Below are 15,931 nucleotides of genomic sequence, written 5' to 3'. Positions count from 1 at the left end.
ATTCGGGCCGTTTCGGGCGGGATTTTTGCCTTTGTCGTGCCATCCGTACGGCGCGGCCGGAGCCCGGGCCGTGGCTAGCGTGTTATTTTTATTGCGTGGCAAAAGCTGTAATGTCATTATTTTTTTGTAAGTTTGCAATGCGAAACAGAAATGGAGACAAACAAGTTAGAACAGTTTCTGCATCTGATGAGGTATTCCATCGGGGCAGACAGCACTCCGCCAGACATCGACCGCGACAGCGGATGGGGCGACATGATTGATTTTTTGTGGGACCATGATGCGGCGGCCCTGTGCTTCGAGGCCATTGCGCGTATGCCCGACAGCAAGCGCCCAACGCTCAACACCACCATTTGCCTGGCCATATTGAGCCGAAGCAGGGAAGACGCGGTGCGCCAGCTCTACAGCCGGTGCATGCAGGTGGCCCGTAAGCTCGCCACCCAAGGCTTCTATGTCTGCCTCATCAACAGCCTGCCCATGGCCTTGCTCTATCCCGGCCCGTTGCAGCGCCATTGCACAGTCGTCGACTTTTGGGTTTGCGGCGACAACCGCAAGGTCATGGATTTTGTGTCCAAGAATTTCACCGCCACACAGGTAGGCGTGTGCGACCCTGATTTCCCGAAGCCCCCCGAGTGCTGCGTGCGCTTGTTTTTCTATCCCACGATGATGCTCTCGTCGAGTGTAAATTTGCGTTTGATAGACTGGTTTGGCAAACATGCCGTCGACCAGTTTTCCAACGCTGTCGACTTGCCGGGAGGAGTGGGGGCCATTGCCACGCCCACCTTACGGTTCAACATGGTTTACATGCTGTTGCGCACCTACCGCTGTTTCTTTGCAGGCAAGCTCGCATTTTTGAATCTTGTCGACTACCATCTGCTCATGGTCGCGTTCTTTCGCGACGCCGGGCCCGGCGAAGCCGACGCCGTAAGGGCCGACATCAGCCATCTTGGGCTCACCGGCTTTGCGCGCTCGCTGATGTATGTTTTGGGCGAGACGCTGCACACACAGGCCTCGTCGATGATTGTGCCCCCGTCGCGCAAGCATTCCGGGCTTATCTTTTCAGAGGTGTTCTGCCGCGAGGGCATGTCGCGGCCGCATGCCGGGCGGTTGCTCACGGCGTGGCGGGCATTGCGCCGCAGGTTTCTTTTCATGTTGCATTACCCGTCGGAGACGCTTGGAGCGCTGTGGTTCAGGTTTGGCGAATTGCTGTTTGGCAAAACCAACAACTGTTTGTAAACACAGCCATCACGGCTTTGACAAAGTTTTACAAAAACGTCCCGGCGCGTGGCGACGGCCCAAACGGCCATGCCATACGGCCCGTTTGGCATGGCCGTTTGGGCCGTATTGCAATGTGGCGGAGGCCGTTTTGCAGGCCCGTTTGGGGCGTTTGCCCAACCTGCAGGCAGTCAGCCGCTTGCGCGGCCGGTGCCGACGGAGCCCGCTTCTGGCCGATAGTTTTACAAACCGAGGGCCGCCACAATGTGCCGGCCGGCGTAGCGTCATGGCAGGGCAGGCCCAGACGGCAGGCAGAGGGGCGCCGGGGCCACGCCTGCACCGGCATCCCTACATTTAAAAATATAAAAACATGCGTCGGCACGGAGCTTAATCTGAACTTTTCTTCTTACCTTTGCATCCGGCATTGCCGGCCCAGGCGCCCCGAGGCAGTTTGCGGGCCATACGGGCGGCCATGCCTTCTCATACATTAATCACACAAGGAAATGAGTCGTTTAAGGAGAATACTGAGATACGTGCGCAGCTCGTCGGCACTGAAATATGTGGTGGTGCTCGTTGCCGGGGTGGCCATTGTGGGCTTCCTCGACGAGAACAGCGTGTGGAGCCACATACGCAACCGCCGCACCATCGACGAGCTTCAGGCAGAGATAAAGCTCTACCGGGAGCAATACGAGCGCGACAGGGCGCAGCTGCGACGGCTTGACGCCGACCCGAAGGCCATCGAGAAGATTGCCCGCGAGAGGTATTTCATGAAGATGGACGATGAAGACATCTTCGTGCTAAGCGACGACGAACCAGCCATATCCAACCAATCAGATGAGACAACTGAATAATACAGAAAGCTTTATTTTCCTCGCCGGTGCCGTGATGATGGTCGTCGGCAGTGCAGCCAACATCTTCTTGCAAGGGTGGGCGCCATACGTTTTTGCCATGGGGGCGCTGGCCTTTGTGCTCATGCAGCTCAAGCAGCGCTACGAAGGCAACAACTTGACCATACGGCGGCTCAGGGGCATCATGATAGCAAGCGACGTTTGCTTCCTGCTGGCCGCCCTGCTCATGTTTGCAAACCAAGGCAACTTCATCGGGCTTAGGTGGACTTACTACGTCAACTATGTGCACAACAACTGGGTGGTGGCACTGCTCATCGCCGCAGTCTTGCAGCTGTATTCCACCCATAGGATAAGCCGCGAATTGGACAAGGAGGCAAAAAAACTCTAAAACACCTTGCTTTTGTTTTAAATTGCATGAATTTTTTTCCTCACATCACGATAACATTGTACATTTGTCGCATAATTTAAGAGATGATATTTCAATCGCCTATGACCAAACTTCTATACGCGCTAACGGCTGTTGCCGTGCTGACATCGTGCGCCAACTCGTACAACGTGGAAGGCTCCTCGTCGGTGTCGTCGCTCGATGGCAGCAAATTGTACCTCAAGACAGTCACCGACAACGAGCTGCAAAGCCTTGACTCCTGCGCGGTGCTGCACGGTGAGTTCCACTTCAGCGGCGTGCTCGACACTGTCCGCATGGCTACGCTCTTCATGGACAACGAAGGGCTGTTGCCGGTCGTGCTCGAGAAAGGCGACATACGCATAAAGATAGACAACGCGGGCCAAAGCGTCAGCGGCACACCGATGAACGACCGGCTGTACGAATTCCTCGACAAGCACAAGCAACTGGCCAACCAGATGGGCGAACTGTCGCACAAGCAGAGCCAGATGCTGCTCGACGGGATAGACGAGGCTGTGATCAACGAGACTCTCTCGGCCGAGGCTGCAAAGATAACGCGCGAAGAAGACCGCCTGGTCACAACGTTCATTGTCGACAACTTCGACAATGTGCTCGGCCCGGGCGTGTTCATGATGATCACAAGCGGTTTCCGTTACCCCATACTTACACCGCAGATAGAGGACATCATGAGCAAGGCTACCGACAAATTCAAAAACGACCCCTACGTCAAGGAGTACTACCGCACGGCCAGCGAAAACGAGGCCAGGATGCAGGGATTCGACATTCCGTCCGCCGACGGGGCCGGGCAGCACAGCCAGTCGCTGCCTGCCGACTCGTTGGGCATGGCCCCCGGCCGCGCCGACTCGTCGAGGGTGGCGCCGGGATTGGACTTACAACACTAAGCAAAGATGAGGATATTGATAGAAAACGCACTGGTGGTGAATGAGGGACAGACGTCCGAAGCGGCCATAGCCATCGGTGGTGAGTACATTGAAGGCATATATTCGTGCGGCACAAGGCCCGGAGCGTCTTTCGACATGACGATAGACGCTGCGGGCTGTTACGTTTTGCCGGGCGTCATCGACGACCATGTGCATTTCCGTGAGCCCGGCCTTACAGACAAGGCCGACATGGAAAGCGAGAGCAGGGCGGCGGCGGCAGGTGGCGTGACCACCATTTTCGACATGCCGAACACCGTGCCGCAGACCACGACATTGCAGGCGCTTGACGACAAGTTTGCCCTGGCCGCGCGCGAATGTCACGTCAACCATTCTTTCTTCTTCGGTGCCACAAATGCCAATGTGGCCCTCTTCGACCGGCTCGACGCCCACCGCATACCGGGCATAAAGCTCTTCATGGGCTCGTCGACAGGCAACATGCTCGTCGACAAGCGCGATGCTTTGGAGCGCATCTTCGGCTCCGCCGGCATGCCGGTCATGGTTCATTGTGAAGACACATCCATCATAAACCGCAACATGCAGGCTGCCCGCGCGGCCTATGGCGACGACCCCGACGTGGCATTGCACCCGTCGATACGTAGCGCCGAGGCTTGTTTCGAGAGCACGAGGCTCGCGGTGGAGCTCGCGCGCAAGCACGGAACGCAGCTGCACGTGGCCCATCTGTCCACCGAGCGCGAGCTGAGCCTGTTCGGCACCGACCCCAACATAACGGCCGAAGCCGTTGTGGGCCACCTCTATTTCTCTGAAGACGACTACGCCAAATACGGCTCGCTGATAAAGGTAAACCCCGCCATCAAGTCGGCGGCCGACCGCGATGCGTTGCGGCGGGCCCTCACCGACGGGCGCATAACGGTTGTGGGCACCGACCACGCGCCCCATCTGCTGTCGCAGAAGCAAGGCGGCTGCATGCGTGCGGCGTCGGGCATGCCCATGGTTCAGTTCTCCTTGCCCACCATGCTCGAGCTTGTCGACTCGGGGGTGCTCACCATCGAGCGGCTCGTGGAGCTCATGTGCCACAACCCTGCCACGCTGTTCGGCGTGCGGGAGCGCGGTTTCGTGCGTCCGGGATACAAGGCCGACCTGGTTGTTGTGCGCCCCGGCAGCCCATGGACAGTCACCGACGACATCATCGAAAGCAAGTGCGGGTGGAGCCCCATGGCCGGCCATGAGTACCAATGGCGCGTGGAATGCACCCTGTGCAACGGTCACCCGGTCTACAGCCACGGCCGCGTGGACACCGGGTATGTGGGTCAGGCCGTCGCATTCAGGTAGCAGCCATGGTCAGGCAAGTGCTTAAATACAGCATCAGCGAGCTCGAGCCCTACATCAACTGGCTTTACTTCTATCACGCATGGCAAGTAGGTGACAGTGCCGAACAAGCCCGCCTCAAGGGCGAGGCGCACGCCGTGCTCGGCTCATTGGACAGCGATTATTCCGTGCATGCGCTTTTCGCATTGGGCGATGCCGTGTCCGACGGCGACGACATTGTGTTTGAAGGCACGCGCATACCATTGCTCCGGCAGCAGGCTCCGCCGTCGCCGGGCGCCCCGTGCCTGTCGCTTGCCGATTTCATAAGGCCTGCATCGTCGGGCCGGGTCGACCGCATGGGGCTCTTTGCCACCACCGTCGACGCCGGGCTCGAGGCCGACTTTGCTTCCGACGACTACATGCGCATGATGGTGCAGCTGCTGGCCGACCGCTTGGCTGAGGCCGCGGCAGAGCGCATGCACGAGCAAGTGCGCAAGCAGTTTTGGGGTTATGCCCGTGACGAACGGCTCACCATGGCCGAGATGCACGCCGAGAAGTACTGCGGAATACGCCCCGCCGTGGGTTACCCGTCGCTCCCCGACGCAAGCATAAACTTCATTCTCGGCGACATACTGGGTTTCTCGGCAATAGGAATCAGGCTCACCGAGAGCGGGGCCATGAAGCCCCATGCGAGCGTCAGCGGGCTGATGATGGCGCATCCGGCGGCCCGTTACTTTGCCGTGGGGCGCATAGGGGCCGACCAGCTGGCCGACTATGCACGCCGCCGTGGGCTGCCAGTCTCGTTGATACGTAAGTTCCTGGTTTCAAATCTATATTGAATGATAGCGCGGATATTTGTATATTTATTGCTGATGATAGTGCTCCCATGCCTGTATGTCGACTTGCGCTACTTGCGGCGCAAGCGTTTCGGGCGTGTGTGGGTGCGCATGCTGTGGTGGCTTCCGGGCTTCTGCATGACCGTGTTCACCGTCGTTTTGGCCATGCATCCCGACTTTGCGCCGGCAGACACGACAGCGCTCAATTTCTATTTGTTCCTGCTCGGGCTGCTCGTGGTGCCCAACTTCGTCTTTGCCTTGTGCTCTGTGGTGGGCCTGGCGTTGAAGAAGTGGCTGCACATGCGCCGGAATTACGGCAACCATGTGGGCCTTGCCATGGTCGCAGTCCACTGGTATGTGCTCATATACGGCTCGACCATAGGGTTCAACGAGATAGTGGTGAAGCAGATAGACTATGCTTCCGCCGACCTCCCGGCGGCATTCGACGGCTACCGTATAGTGCAGTTCTCGGATGCACACGTGGGCACTTATTCGTCTGACCGCGACTATTTGCTCGACGCAGCCGTAGATTCCATCAACGCGCAGCATGCAGACATGATTGTGTTTACTGGCGATTTGCAGAACATGAGGCCTGTAGAGGTTGAGCGGCATGTGCGCACACTCTCCTCATTGCATGCCCCCGACGGCGTGTTCTCAGTGCTTGGCAACCACGACTATGCCGACTACCTGCATGCCGACACGGCCACCAAGGCTGCCAACTGCCGCAGGATGGTCGACCTGCAGCGGCAGATGGGATGGACGCTGTTGCGCAATGAGCACCGTGTGGTGCGCCGCGGAGGCGACTCAATCATCGTTGCAGGGATGGAGAACGACGGCATCAGCAAGCGCTCGCCCGAGCGGGGAGACGTCGGCAAGACCCTCAGTGGCACGTCGCCTCGCGACTTTGTGCTCATGCTCCAGCACGACCCGTCGTGCTGGAGGCGCAAGATACTGCCCCAGTGCAACGCCCAGCTCACCCTGAGCGGGCACACCCACGGCATGCAGTTTGAGCTGTTCGGGTGGTCGCCCATAGCTTTCAAGTATTCTGAGTGGGGCGGACTGTACCGTGAGGGGGCCCGCGCCATATTTGTGAGCACCGGTCTTGGCGGTTTCCTGCCGTTCCGTTTCGGCGTCCCGGGCGAGGTTGTGGTAATCACGCTGCACCGCAAGAAAGCCTGACATGGGCCGACTGCCACCGTGAAGGCAGTGGAGTAAGTGAATAATAAAACAAGAATATGAATACAGTATTTAAATATCTTTATCGCATTTACCAGTTGTTTGTGGCCGTGCCTTTGTCGTTGGTGGCCACGATAATTACTGCGCTGACCGTGGCTGCGGGCTGTTCGGTTGGCAACGGCCACTTCTGGGGCTACTATCCCGGCCGTTGGTGGTCATGGCTTGTGGTCCGCCTGTTCCTCATTCCCGTCACCGTCGAGGGGCGCGAGAACATGGAACCGGGCCAGTCGTACGTGTTTGTGTCAAACCACCAGGGTGCTTTCGACATCTTCCTGATATACGGTTTCCTTGGCCGCAACTTCAAGTGGATGATGAAGCGCGGCATAATGAAGATACCGTTTGTGGGGTTTGCGTGCAAGGCGGCGCATCACATATTCGTCGACAAGCGCAGTCCGGCACGCATAAAGGAAACATACGAGGAGGCCCGCCACACGCTGCAGAGCGGCATGAGCGTGGTTGTCTTTCCCGAGGGGTCGCGCTCTTTCACCGGCCACATGGGCATTTTCAAGAAAGGGGCGTTTACTTTGGCCGACGAGTTGCAGCTGCCCGTGGTGCCGCTCACCATCAACGGGTCGTTCGACATCATGCCCCGCACACGCGACTGGCACTGGGTGAGCTGGCATCCGCTGCGCCTTACAATCCACCAGCCCATCTATCCTGTAGACAAGGGCCCGCGCAATGTGCAGGCCATCATGCACCAGAGCTACGACTCGGTGATGAGTTCGATAGAGCCGAAATACCAAGGTTTCGTGGAGAACCCCAACCAATGAGGGGCTCCACAAGCCTCTGGGGCGGTGCCGGCGCGGTGCCTCAGTGGCTTGCCTACTTTCTGATGGGTGGATATTTGCGTGTCCACCCGTCCCAGCGCAGGCGCATCACGCCGAAGAAAGCCTCGCTGAATATGCCGCCGCTCATCTTGGACGTTCCTTCGCGACGGTTGACGAAAATGACAGGAACCTCCTTTATCTTGAAGCCAATCTTATAGGCCGTGAACTTCATCTCAATCTGGAAGGCATAGCCTTTGAAGCGTATCTTGTCGAGCTCTATGGTTTCGAGCACCCTGCGCTTGTAGCATTTGAAGCCAGCCGTGGTGTCGTTGACCTTGAAACCAGTGACAAGTCGCACGTACTTCGATGCAAAATAACTCATCAGCACCCGCCCTATGGGCCAGTTGACCACGTTGACTCCCGACACATAGCGCGACCCGATGGCCACGTCGTAGCCCTCGTCGTGGCACGCGGCATAGAGCCTTGGCAGGTCGTTGGGGTCGTGGCTGAAGTCGGCGTCCATCTCGAAGATGTAGTCGTAGCCATGGGCCAGGGCCCACTTGAACCCTGCTATATATGCCGTTCCGAGCCCCAGCTTGCCCTGTCTCTCAACGATGAAGAGCCTGTCGGCAAATTCATTGTCAATCAGCCGGTGCACTATGGCAGCCGTGCCGTCGGGAGATCCGTCGTCGATTACGAGTATATGGAAACACTTTTCCAGTCCGAACACAGCCCTGATAATCTTCTCTATGTTCTCCTTCTCGTTGTAAGTGGGTATTATTACAATACTGTCGCTTTCGTGCATGGTTTCGTCTTGTTTGTGCTAATGTGCTACCTTAAGCTGCCGTCCGGTGGCGCTGGGCAATGCCTGGGGCCGTTGGCTGTGGCCGAAAGCAGGCGTGTCAGCATTTTCCGCATCCAGCTTGTCTTATGCAAAGATAATGCAATCGAGCGCAATGTGAACTTGTTCACAGATTGCCGAGAGCATCTTGTCTTATGCAAAGATAATGCAATCGAGCGCAATGTGAGCTTGTTCACAGATTGCCGAGAGCAGCTTGTCTTATGCAAAGATAATGCAATCGAGCGCAATGTGAGCTTGTTCACAGATTGCCGAGAGCATCTTGTCTTATGCAAAGATAATGCAATCGAGCGCAATGTGAGCTTGTTCACAGATTGCCGAGAGCAGCTTGTCTTATGCAAAGATAATGCAATCGAGCGCAATGTGAGCTTGTTCACAGATTGCCGAGAGCATCTTGTCTTATGCAAAGATAATGCAATCGAGCGCAATGTGAGCTTGTTCACAGATTGCCGAGAGCAGCTTATCTTATGCAAAGATAGGCAATTCGCTGCATATTGAGTGTGGATGGGCAAATATTTTTAGTTATTTTCATTCAAAATGCCGCAATGCGGTGTTTTGTTTAGCGTTTTTTGATAGCGGCGTTTGTGGCTTCAAGCAATTTTGTTTACCTTTGCCAACGTAACCAAACGTTAAGCATCATGAAGAAAATATTGCTTTCTGTTATAATGGCAGCCTCTTTTTCGATGTTTTGTCATGCCCAGACGCCCGATCCAAATGTGGCTATGGCCGAAAAGATGCTGGCTTTTGTAAGGGCCGACAACGCCGACAGCCTATATTCATACATGGCCGACGAGGTGCGCGGCATGGTAAAGCCGGAAAGCCTGAAGGGCATCATGGCCAATGTTGAGGCCATGGCCGGCAAGTACAAGGGCCACGGGGCGTGGGAGGTGCAGACCGTGATGGGCACCCGGGCATACGTCTCGATGTTGCAGTTTGAGAACGCCGAACTGACCATGCTCATTGTCTTCAACGACGCGGGCCGCATGCTTGGCATACAGATATTGCCACCCGAAGCGGTAAAAAAAAACTGACCTCAGGCCAGCCGTTGCCCCCGGGCGTTGAACAAAGGGCCAACACGGTGGTAACCGGGCGGTGGCGCATGCCGGCGGTGATAACTTATCCTGCGGGCGAAGGGCCGTTCCCGATGGTGGTCATGGTGCACGGGTCGGGCCCGCTTGACCGCGACGAGACCATAGGGCCCAACCATCTGTTCCGCGACATAGCCCTGGGGCTGGCCCGCCGTGGCGTGGCTTCGCTGCGATACGACAAGCGCACATACGCCTATCCTGCCTCGGCCAAAGCCATAAGCATATACGACGAGACCATCGACGACGCCCTCACGGCCCTCCGCATGGCTTTTGCCGACCCCAAAGCAGACACCGCCCGCATAGTGTTGCTGGGCCACAGCCTTGGGGGCACGCTCGCACCGCTCATCGCCGCGCGCTCGGCTGCTGTCGGCGGCATGGTGGTCATGGCGGGAGCGGCCCGCCCCATGGCAGAAGTGGTGGGCCAACAGTTGCGCTATCTCAGTCCGTCGGGGGCGTCGGATGCTTACATCGACACGCTCGCAGGGCGTGTCAAGGCAGCCTCGCCCCAGTATTTCACAGGACTGATGGCCGCTTGCTCGCCTGCAGACAGCGCCGCCGCGTTGAGCCGCCCGGTGCTCGTGATGCAGGGAGAGCGCGACTACCAGGTCACCATGGCCGACTTCCGGCTGTGGCAGCAGCGGCTTGGCGGTTGCAGCCGGGCCGTTTTCCGCTCTTACCCTAAGCTCAACCACCTGTTTCTCGAGGGTGATAATGCCATGTCGAATCCTGTGGAATACAACATCCCCGGCACCGTGCCGGACTACGTAATCGACGACATGGCCGCTTTCGTAAGGTCGTTGTCCGGGCGACGGCCGGTGTTGCCGCCGACCGGCCCAGGCGGCAAGTCAGGCGCAGGCAGGCGTTAGCGCAATGGCCTCCGCGAGCCTTGGCGCCGCAGTTGCCGTGCTTCGGTGTTGCTGCCGATGCCTGTTGGCAGGCCGCGGCCAGCCGTAGCTCACACCCGTGGGCGGGACTTCGGTTTGCGGCATTGCCCACCCTGTTTTCCGAAACGGCTTGTTTGGCAAATCAATACGGGCTGTTTTGCGGTGTCAAACGGCCCATATTGAGACACAAAACGGGCCGTTTTGCAAGTTGTTGTCGGAACACCCGATAAACATTGGGGCTTTTTAGGAGTACAGGAGTTCAGGAGTTCAGGAGTACAGACAATAGTATTTGACTATCTTCCTGCAACACTTTCCCCATGCTCCCAGAGCTCCCATGTTTCCATAACTATTGTCTGCACTCCGAGCAAAGAATTAAAAATTAAGAAAGGGCTGCGCGATGATAGTCTATGCTATCGTCCTCTAACTCCATATAACTTCTTCTAACTCTCTCTAACTCCTTGCCTCTTTAACTTCAAAATATACACTAAACTATTGTATCGGTTAATTTTGAACAGCTACTTATGCAAAATACGCCACACCAACACATGGCCCCGCAACCGCCCGGCGGCCACATGTAACAGCATTGCAACACGGCAATCACACGTATTTAACATTGGTTTCATACCTTTGCGGGCGAAAACAAAGACATATCAAAAAGAGAATCATGAAGAGACTATTTTCGTTTGTTTACCTATTTGTTGGCCTGCTGGCAACCGCATGCGGCCAAAGTCAGCAACAGGGCGCAAAGAGGCCCAAGCTCGTTGTGGGCATCATAGTCGACCAAATGCGCTGGGACTATCTGCACTATTACGACTACACGTTTGGCAACGATGGCTTCCGCAGGCTGCTTTCCGAAGGCTACAGCTGCGACAACAACCAAATTACATATGTGCCCACGGTGACGGCCGTGGGGCACTCGTGTGTGTACACCGGCTCTGTGCCGGCTATAACCGGCATAGCCGGCAACGATTTCTACAAGGATGGCAAACGCACGTATTGCGCCGACGACGCCACGGTGCAGACTGTTGGCAGCGAAAGCAAGGCCGGACTGATGTCGCCACGCAACCTGCGCGTTACCACTATGTGCGACGCGGTGAAGATTGCGCAAGACTTCAAGGCAAAGACGATAGGCGTTTCGCTAAAAGACCGCGGCGCCATCATGCCGGCCGGGCACACGGCAAACGCAGCCTACTGGTTTGACAACGACCACGGGGTGTTCATTACCAGCACTTATTACATGAAGCAACTGCCCGCATGGGTTGACGATTTCAACAAGGCAAACAAGCAAACAACCGACATAAGGTATACGCCGAAAGGCAACACGCTTGTGGCCGACATGGCCATAGCTGCCCTGAACGGCGAACAGCTGGGCCGAGGGACCACAACCGACTTCCTGGCCGTCAGTTTCTCGTCTACCGACTACATTGGCCACCGCTACGGCACGCGCTCGCCACAGACGGAAGAGGCCTACAGGGAACTTGACAAGGAGATAGCCAAACTGCTCGGAGCGCTCGACAATGCCGTTGGAAAAGGCAACTACCTGCTTTTCCTGTCGGCCGACCACGCTGCCGCTCACAACGCCGCGCTCATGCAGAAAAACGGGGTGCCGGCAGGCGAATGGGACGAATCGACGGCCCTGGCCGACATGAACGGGCACCTGAAGAAACTCTACAACACCGGGGCCAACCTGGTGAAAGACCTCATTGAGTATCGCGTATACCTTGACTACGAGGCAATAAAGGCTGCCGGACGCACGGCCGACGAGGTAGAAGCCGCGCTCTGCGACTATATAGACAACGACGACAGGGTGGCTTATGCCGTGCCATTCGACAAGGTTCAGTCGATGTCTATACCTCAGGCAATACGCGAGCGCATCATCAACGGATATAACCCCAAGCGCAGCGGCGACATTCAGATAATACTGCAACCTGGATATTACGGCTTCGACTCTGGCTCGTTCCACGAAGGCACATCGCACGGCGTATGGTGCTCGTACGACACCCACATCCCGTTGATATTCTACGGTTGGCATGTAAACCACGGACGCACATCCAAGGAGACCCATGTCACAGACATAGCTGCCACCGTCTGCTCTATGCTCGACATACAGAACCCTAACGGCTGCGTTGGCACGCCGATACAAATGAAGTGAACCGGCATTGCGCCAGGCAAGCCCCGATGACACCAACGCAATGACATTACGCTTTCCGGGCACAGCGACATCCGTAATACATCTATTAGGCGGCCTGCCTCGTCAGGCCGCCTTTTTGCATCGTGTGTCTGCCAGAACAATCAAAAAAAACATGGCTCTGCTACATTTATGGGCCCAAAAGTTAGGCTGTTCGGAATTATTTTACTACCTTTGCACTCGCTTTGGCCCCGTAGCTTAGCTGAATAGAGCGTCAGATTCCGGTTCTGAAGGTCTTGGGTTTGAATCCCAACGGGGTCACATAGTGAAAACCCTGCATTTCCCAAGGATTTGCAGGGCTTCGTCATTTTAAGAGATTTGCATTGAGAAACCAGGCGAAAGCAAGCCTAAGAAAATCACCGCCGAAATTACCATTGAGATAATTCCAGATGAAGACGAGATAAAAGAGTTTGTCAAAGCCCAGAAGAAGACGGAACGGCGCAGTGTTGTTTTCTTCATTGCTCTTATCATTTGTGTCGTCTCGATATTGTATATCGATATTCATAAAGTTCACGGCTTGTGCCTTTTTGGCTTCTTTTTTTAAGTGCTTGCACGGCCTCTCAAACCATCATTGACACCAGTGTAGAGTTAGCGTCTACCGATAATTACGATGGGTATGTATGTTCTCCCCCAGATTAATGACTAATTTAAGACCTTTAGTCTCGTCTTATACCTCCCCTGTTCTTCTCAACATATCCCCAAACTTTTCCTTGCTCTCGGCGGTCGTGGGCTGCGGCGTGTGGCCTTGCGCTCCTGAGGCTCATAGTCCCATGGTAGCCGCAGCAGCTGTCGTGGCGACACACGCTTGCGCAGGTGAGGCTGTATCAATATCGCCGCCATGAGGCGGGCGCGCTCCTTGCAGTCTTTGCGGTCGGCATCGCGCTGCTCGCGGTATGCCTCGTAGACATGGACGAACTCCACGCCGTCGGCCTTACAAGCCGACGCGGTGCAGCAATACAGGTAGGCGCACATGGCCGACAGGCAGACAGGACAGTTTTGTCACCTCCTTGCCCGTCTCGCGCTTGAAGAGGAGCATGGCCCCATAGTCTGCCTGCATGGAGGAAATAACAACGGAATTGAGTGCCGCATCTTTCCGTTGAAGCAATGTGCACGTTTTCAGGATAAATCTAAATAGCTAATGTTGAAGCCCATACTCATTACTCGCCGGTTTTTATCATTGTCATCTGGAGTGACGGTTTGGATACAAATTGTTAAATATAAGCGGCAGCTCAGGGATAAGCCCCCGGCACAGCACCGCAAGAGCAGTTTACAGTTCTACCGCCTTGACATTCTACGCCTGCAATCTCGACAGCCGCGTGAAGTACAATACGCAGCCAAAAACCGCCGGACTAAACACCATGATCGAGTGGCGGCAAGAGAAAAATTGTCCGCCCGTGGATGGTGGCGACGCCATGCTCTGGACACACATGAAATACCTTGCAGTTCCATAGGGTCAGCAGGAAAATGACAAATACGATGCCAGCAATCTGTATTCATTAGCTCTGCTATATTTCGGCAAGCTACAGCTGTACAGGAAAGCAGATATCAATAGTAAGCATAAGCAAGCATCACGTGATAACAAATAATACATTATATTATTGATGACAGTGAATAGCGTATTTAAATGTCAGTGTTATTCAGTTCATGAGCCAACCAACAGAAGTATTCAAACTTCCTTTTTTGTAACACATATCTCCGAACTTTGCATTTTATAACAGCTTTAAGCAAATTGATACAGTGCGAATATGTATCTTTGTAATATACAGCGTTACGAAAAATCTGTCTAACAGCGACATGGTTGGCAGCTTAATCCATAACGGGAAACAGGTAAGTGTCACATGGCTATAAAACGCATACCGCCATTCAAGACCAACCGTGTTGCAAGGTTATGCAGCTGTTCTATCATTACTATAACATATAAACATTCATTATGATTGAGCAAACAACAATTTCTATAGCAGCACTAATTGCCACTATAATTACAGTTTGGGCATTATTAAAAATAAAAAAGCATGGATTGGCGTATATCTCGTGCAGAAAGAACCACATGGCGCATGGTTGCTGCCATGATTTAAGGATTGATGAAACATCGACCTATTCAGAAGAAGAACTAAGCCTATATAGCATTGGCAACCTTCACGTGGGAAAGTTCGGCGGTACCCTAAACACTCTGGGAACAGGTATTGATGCAGCAGAACGAACCAGCATGCTCCAACAAGACTTTGGAATAGACAATCGTGACAGGGCCATAAAAAAACTTAAATGGCTGTCAACAGCACCATCACAACTAACATTCCACTTTGCATACGAAGCATACCTTAAAGGCAAAGAAGGAGAGAATTGGCTAAGGAACAGCAAAGAGCTAGCCGACAGCAAAGAATTATGCGACGAATGCATAATGCAAATGAAGAAGCTAAAAAGGCAATACAAAGAAATAATGAACGCAGGCATAGCTGATTCAGAATATGAATTGGGATTGCTCGGGGTCATTGCTTGGGATGCCGGTCAGCTGAACTTCATCTCACGGGCATGCATGGAACAAGGATACATCAATGAGGACGAATGCATGATTTGCTTGGACGCCGCATACAAAATGTCACATGAAGCATTTTCAAACTGGAAAGACTTTGCACACAGCTATGCCTTGGGATTCGCTTTGTATGGTGATGCGACATGCATAGCTTACATGGCCGAACAATTGCTAAATGCCAAACAAAGCCCTTGGTCATACATAAAATGGGAGTGATGACGACAGCAAAAAGATAATGAATATACAACTACAATGGTTAGGACATCATGAAGTCCCATCACAACAGTAACTCAGCGCAAAGGCAATATAATATGATGTATATGCGGTCTGAAGCATTCGGCAAATAAAAATGATGACTGTACACACCACATATCACCATCTTTACCTCAATATACCACCTTAATACATAACGAAAAAAGATTCAGTAATACAGCCACATTGGTCGACCTGTGAAATGGATAAGCCACGGATGGATAATACCGTTAACAGGAGTAAGCAAGAAGCAGCCAAGAGGAATGACCCCATTAACAATCACAATACAAACGCAGAAAACAACAAACGCAGACTTAATGGGCCACCTGAATTAAGCAGAACCACCAACTGGCCTCTCCTACAAATGCTTTAGCGCACCGCATCAGCCCTATCGGGCGCAGCTGCGGCGGCGTCCGCGACACGTACGGCTGCCGGCGCAATGGAGCAATCCGGCCAGCGTGGCCGCCCCCGGCAGACCTGTGGGATGGGATACCGGCCGGGGCCGCAGGCGGAGATACAAAAAAATGCCGCCCGACCGGGGATCAACCCGGCGGGCGGCAACATGAAAGGCGGCGGCATCCTACTCTCCCGCATTGCAGCGCAGTACCATCGGCGCAACCG

At 54.6% G+C, this 15,931-nt stretch carries 15 protein-coding genes and 1 tRNA gene; 13 read left to right on the top strand and 3 right to left on the bottom strand.

Translation table 11 applies throughout. The annotated features are described in order from the left end of the window. Positions 1-150: 150 nt before the first annotated feature. The 8 genes from H6B30_RS07830 (at position 151) to H6B30_RS07795 (ending at position 7,512) form a co-directional block, all read left to right on the top strand. Complete coding sequence (locus H6B30_RS07830) at positions 151-1,233, top strand: hypothetical protein (protein ID WP_205109323.1); 1,083 nt, start codon at positions 151-153, stop codon at positions 1,231-1,233. A 482-nt stretch (positions 1,234-1,715) separates the two neighbouring features. After that, a complete protein-coding gene (locus tag H6B30_RS07825; RefSeq protein WP_205109321.1) occupies positions 1,716-2,063 on the top strand; it encodes an FtsB family cell division protein in 348 nt (115 codons plus the stop codon). Beyond that, positions 2,047-2,448: a hypothetical protein gene (locus H6B30_RS07820; protein ID WP_205109319.1), complete on the top strand. Its 402-nt coding sequence runs from the start codon at positions 2,047-2,049 to the stop codon at positions 2,446-2,448. Before H6B30_RS07825 ends, H6B30_RS07820 begins: the two co-directional genes overlap by 17 nt. 101 nt (positions 2,449-2,549) lie before the next feature. Beyond that, positions 2,550-3,365: a DUF4369 domain-containing protein gene (locus H6B30_RS07815; protein ID WP_205109317.1), complete on the top strand. Its 816-nt coding sequence runs from the start codon at positions 2,550-2,552 to the stop codon at positions 3,363-3,365. A gap of 6 nt (positions 3,366-3,371) precedes the next feature. Then, positions 3,372-4,694: a dihydroorotase gene (locus H6B30_RS07810; protein WP_205109315.1), complete on the top strand. Its 1,323-nt coding sequence runs from the start codon at positions 3,372-3,374 to the stop codon at positions 4,692-4,694. A 5-nt stretch (positions 4,695-4,699) separates the two neighbouring features. Then, positions 4,700-5,509, top strand: coding sequence for a vitamin B12 dependent-methionine synthase activation domain-containing protein (locus H6B30_RS07805; RefSeq protein WP_205109312.1), 810 nt, complete (start codon positions 4,700-4,702; stop codon positions 5,507-5,509). Beyond that, entirely contained in the window at positions 5,510-6,685 is a 1,176-nt protein-coding gene (locus H6B30_RS07800) for a metallophosphoesterase (protein ID WP_205109310.1), read from the top strand. A 56-nt stretch (positions 6,686-6,741) separates the two neighbouring features. Next, positions 6,742-7,512, top strand: coding sequence for a lysophospholipid acyltransferase family protein (locus H6B30_RS07795; RefSeq protein WP_205109308.1), 771 nt, complete (start codon positions 6,742-6,744; stop codon positions 7,510-7,512). Between the two features lie 52 nt (positions 7,513-7,564). Here the strand turns inward: H6B30_RS07795 and H6B30_RS07790 are convergent, their stop codons facing one another. After that, positions 7,565-8,314: a polyprenol monophosphomannose synthase gene (locus H6B30_RS07790; protein ID WP_205109306.1), complete on the bottom strand. Its 750-nt coding sequence runs from the start codon at positions 8,312-8,314 to the stop codon at positions 7,565-7,567. Between the two features lie 692 nt (positions 8,315-9,006). Between H6B30_RS07790 and H6B30_RS07785 the strand changes: the two genes are divergently transcribed. The 4 genes from H6B30_RS07785 (at position 9,007) to H6B30_RS07770 (ending at position 12,789) form a co-directional block, all read left to right on the top strand. Further along, on the top strand, positions 9,007-9,399 hold the full coding sequence (locus H6B30_RS07785) for a DUF3887 domain-containing protein (RefSeq protein WP_205109304.1): 393 nt from the start codon (positions 9,007-9,009) through the stop codon (positions 9,397-9,399). Between the two features lie 68 nt (positions 9,400-9,467). Next, positions 9,468-10,322 (top strand): alpha/beta hydrolase family protein, encoded by an 855-nt coding sequence (locus H6B30_RS07780; protein ID WP_205109302.1) that lies wholly within the window; start codon positions 9,468-9,470, stop codon positions 10,320-10,322. A 682-nt stretch (positions 10,323-11,004) separates the two neighbouring features. After that, positions 11,005-12,492 carry an alkaline phosphatase family protein gene (locus H6B30_RS07775; protein ID WP_205109300.1) on the top strand — a complete coding sequence of 496 codons (1,488 nt, stop codon included), beginning with the start codon at positions 11,005-11,007 and terminating at the stop codon, positions 12,490-12,492. A gap of 223 nt (positions 12,493-12,715) precedes the next feature. Next, positions 12,716-12,789 (top strand) — tRNA-Arg (locus H6B30_RS07770). 48 nt (positions 12,790-12,837) lie between these two features. Here the strand turns inward: H6B30_RS07770 and H6B30_RS07765 are convergent. Together H6B30_RS07765 and H6B30_RS07760 are read right to left on the bottom strand one after the other, a co-directional pair. Next, positions 12,838-12,987: a hypothetical protein gene (locus H6B30_RS07765; RefSeq protein WP_205109298.1), complete on the bottom strand. Its 150-nt coding sequence runs from the start codon at positions 12,985-12,987 to the stop codon at positions 12,838-12,840. A gap of 228 nt (positions 12,988-13,215) precedes the next feature. Further along, entirely contained in the window at positions 13,216-13,500 is a 285-nt protein-coding gene (locus H6B30_RS07760) for a hypothetical protein (protein WP_205109296.1), read from the bottom strand. A gap of 958 nt (positions 13,501-14,458) precedes the next feature. Between H6B30_RS07760 and H6B30_RS07755 the strand changes: the two genes are divergently transcribed. Continuing rightward, positions 14,459-15,274 (top strand): DUF1266 domain-containing protein, encoded by an 816-nt coding sequence (locus tag H6B30_RS07755; protein ID WP_205109294.1) that lies wholly within the window; start codon positions 14,459-14,461, stop codon positions 15,272-15,274. Positions 15,275-15,931 lie beyond the last annotated feature (657 nt).

The organism is Marseilla massiliensis, from assembly GCF_016899955.1.
Taxonomy (GTDB): Bacteria; Bacteroidota; Bacteroidia; order Bacteroidales; family Bacteroidaceae; genus Prevotella; species Prevotella intestinigallinarum.
Note: the sequence above shows the minus strand (reverse complement) of the source record. Positions and strands in the feature narration are given on the sequence as shown.

Bases quoted from the DNA above. Each gene is read 5' to 3' on its own strand.
- H6B30_RS07815 (WP_205109317.1), top strand. From the start codon at position 2,550: ATGACCAAACTTCTATACGCGCTAACGGCTGTTGCCGTGCTGACATCG.
- H6B30_RS07820 (WP_205109319.1), top strand. From the start codon at position 2,047: ATGAGACAACTGAATAATACAGAAAGCTTTATTTTCCTCGCCGGTGCC.
- H6B30_RS07825 (WP_205109321.1), top strand. From the start codon at position 1,716: ATGAGTCGTTTAAGGAGAATACTGAGATACGTGCGCAGCTCGTCGGCA.
- H6B30_RS07790 (WP_205109306.1), bottom strand. From the start codon at position 8,314: ATGCACGAAAGCGACAGTATTGTAATAATACCCACTTACAACGAGAAG.
- H6B30_RS07765 (WP_205109298.1), bottom strand. From the start codon at position 12,987: ATGAAGAAAACAACACTGCGCCGTTCCGTCTTCTTCTGGGCTTTGACA.
- H6B30_RS07785 (WP_205109304.1), top strand. From the start codon at position 9,007: ATGAAGAAAATATTGCTTTCTGTTATAATGGCAGCCTCTTTTTCGATG.
- H6B30_RS07780 (WP_205109302.1), top strand. From the start codon at position 9,468: ATGCCGGCGGTGATAACTTATCCTGCGGGCGAAGGGCCGTTCCCGATG.
- H6B30_RS07805 (WP_205109312.1), top strand. From the start codon at position 4,700: ATGGTCAGGCAAGTGCTTAAATACAGCATCAGCGAGCTCGAGCCCTAC.
- H6B30_RS07795 (WP_205109308.1), top strand. From the start codon at position 6,742: ATGAATACAGTATTTAAATATCTTTATCGCATTTACCAGTTGTTTGTG.
- H6B30_RS07775 (WP_205109300.1), top strand. From the start codon at position 11,005: ATGAAGAGACTATTTTCGTTTGTTTACCTATTTGTTGGCCTGCTGGCA.
- H6B30_RS07830 (WP_205109323.1), top strand. From the start codon at position 151: ATGGAGACAAACAAGTTAGAACAGTTTCTGCATCTGATGAGGTATTCC.
- H6B30_RS07760 (WP_205109296.1), bottom strand. From the start codon at position 13,500: ATGTGCGCCTACCTGTATTGCTGCACCGCGTCGGCTTGTAAGGCCGAC.
- H6B30_RS07755 (WP_205109294.1), top strand. From the start codon at position 14,459: ATGATTGAGCAAACAACAATTTCTATAGCAGCACTAATTGCCACTATA.
- H6B30_RS07800 (WP_205109310.1), top strand. From the start codon at position 5,510: ATGATAGCGCGGATATTTGTATATTTATTGCTGATGATAGTGCTCCCA.
- H6B30_RS07810 (WP_205109315.1), top strand. From the start codon at position 3,372: ATGAGGATATTGATAGAAAACGCACTGGTGGTGAATGAGGGACAGACG.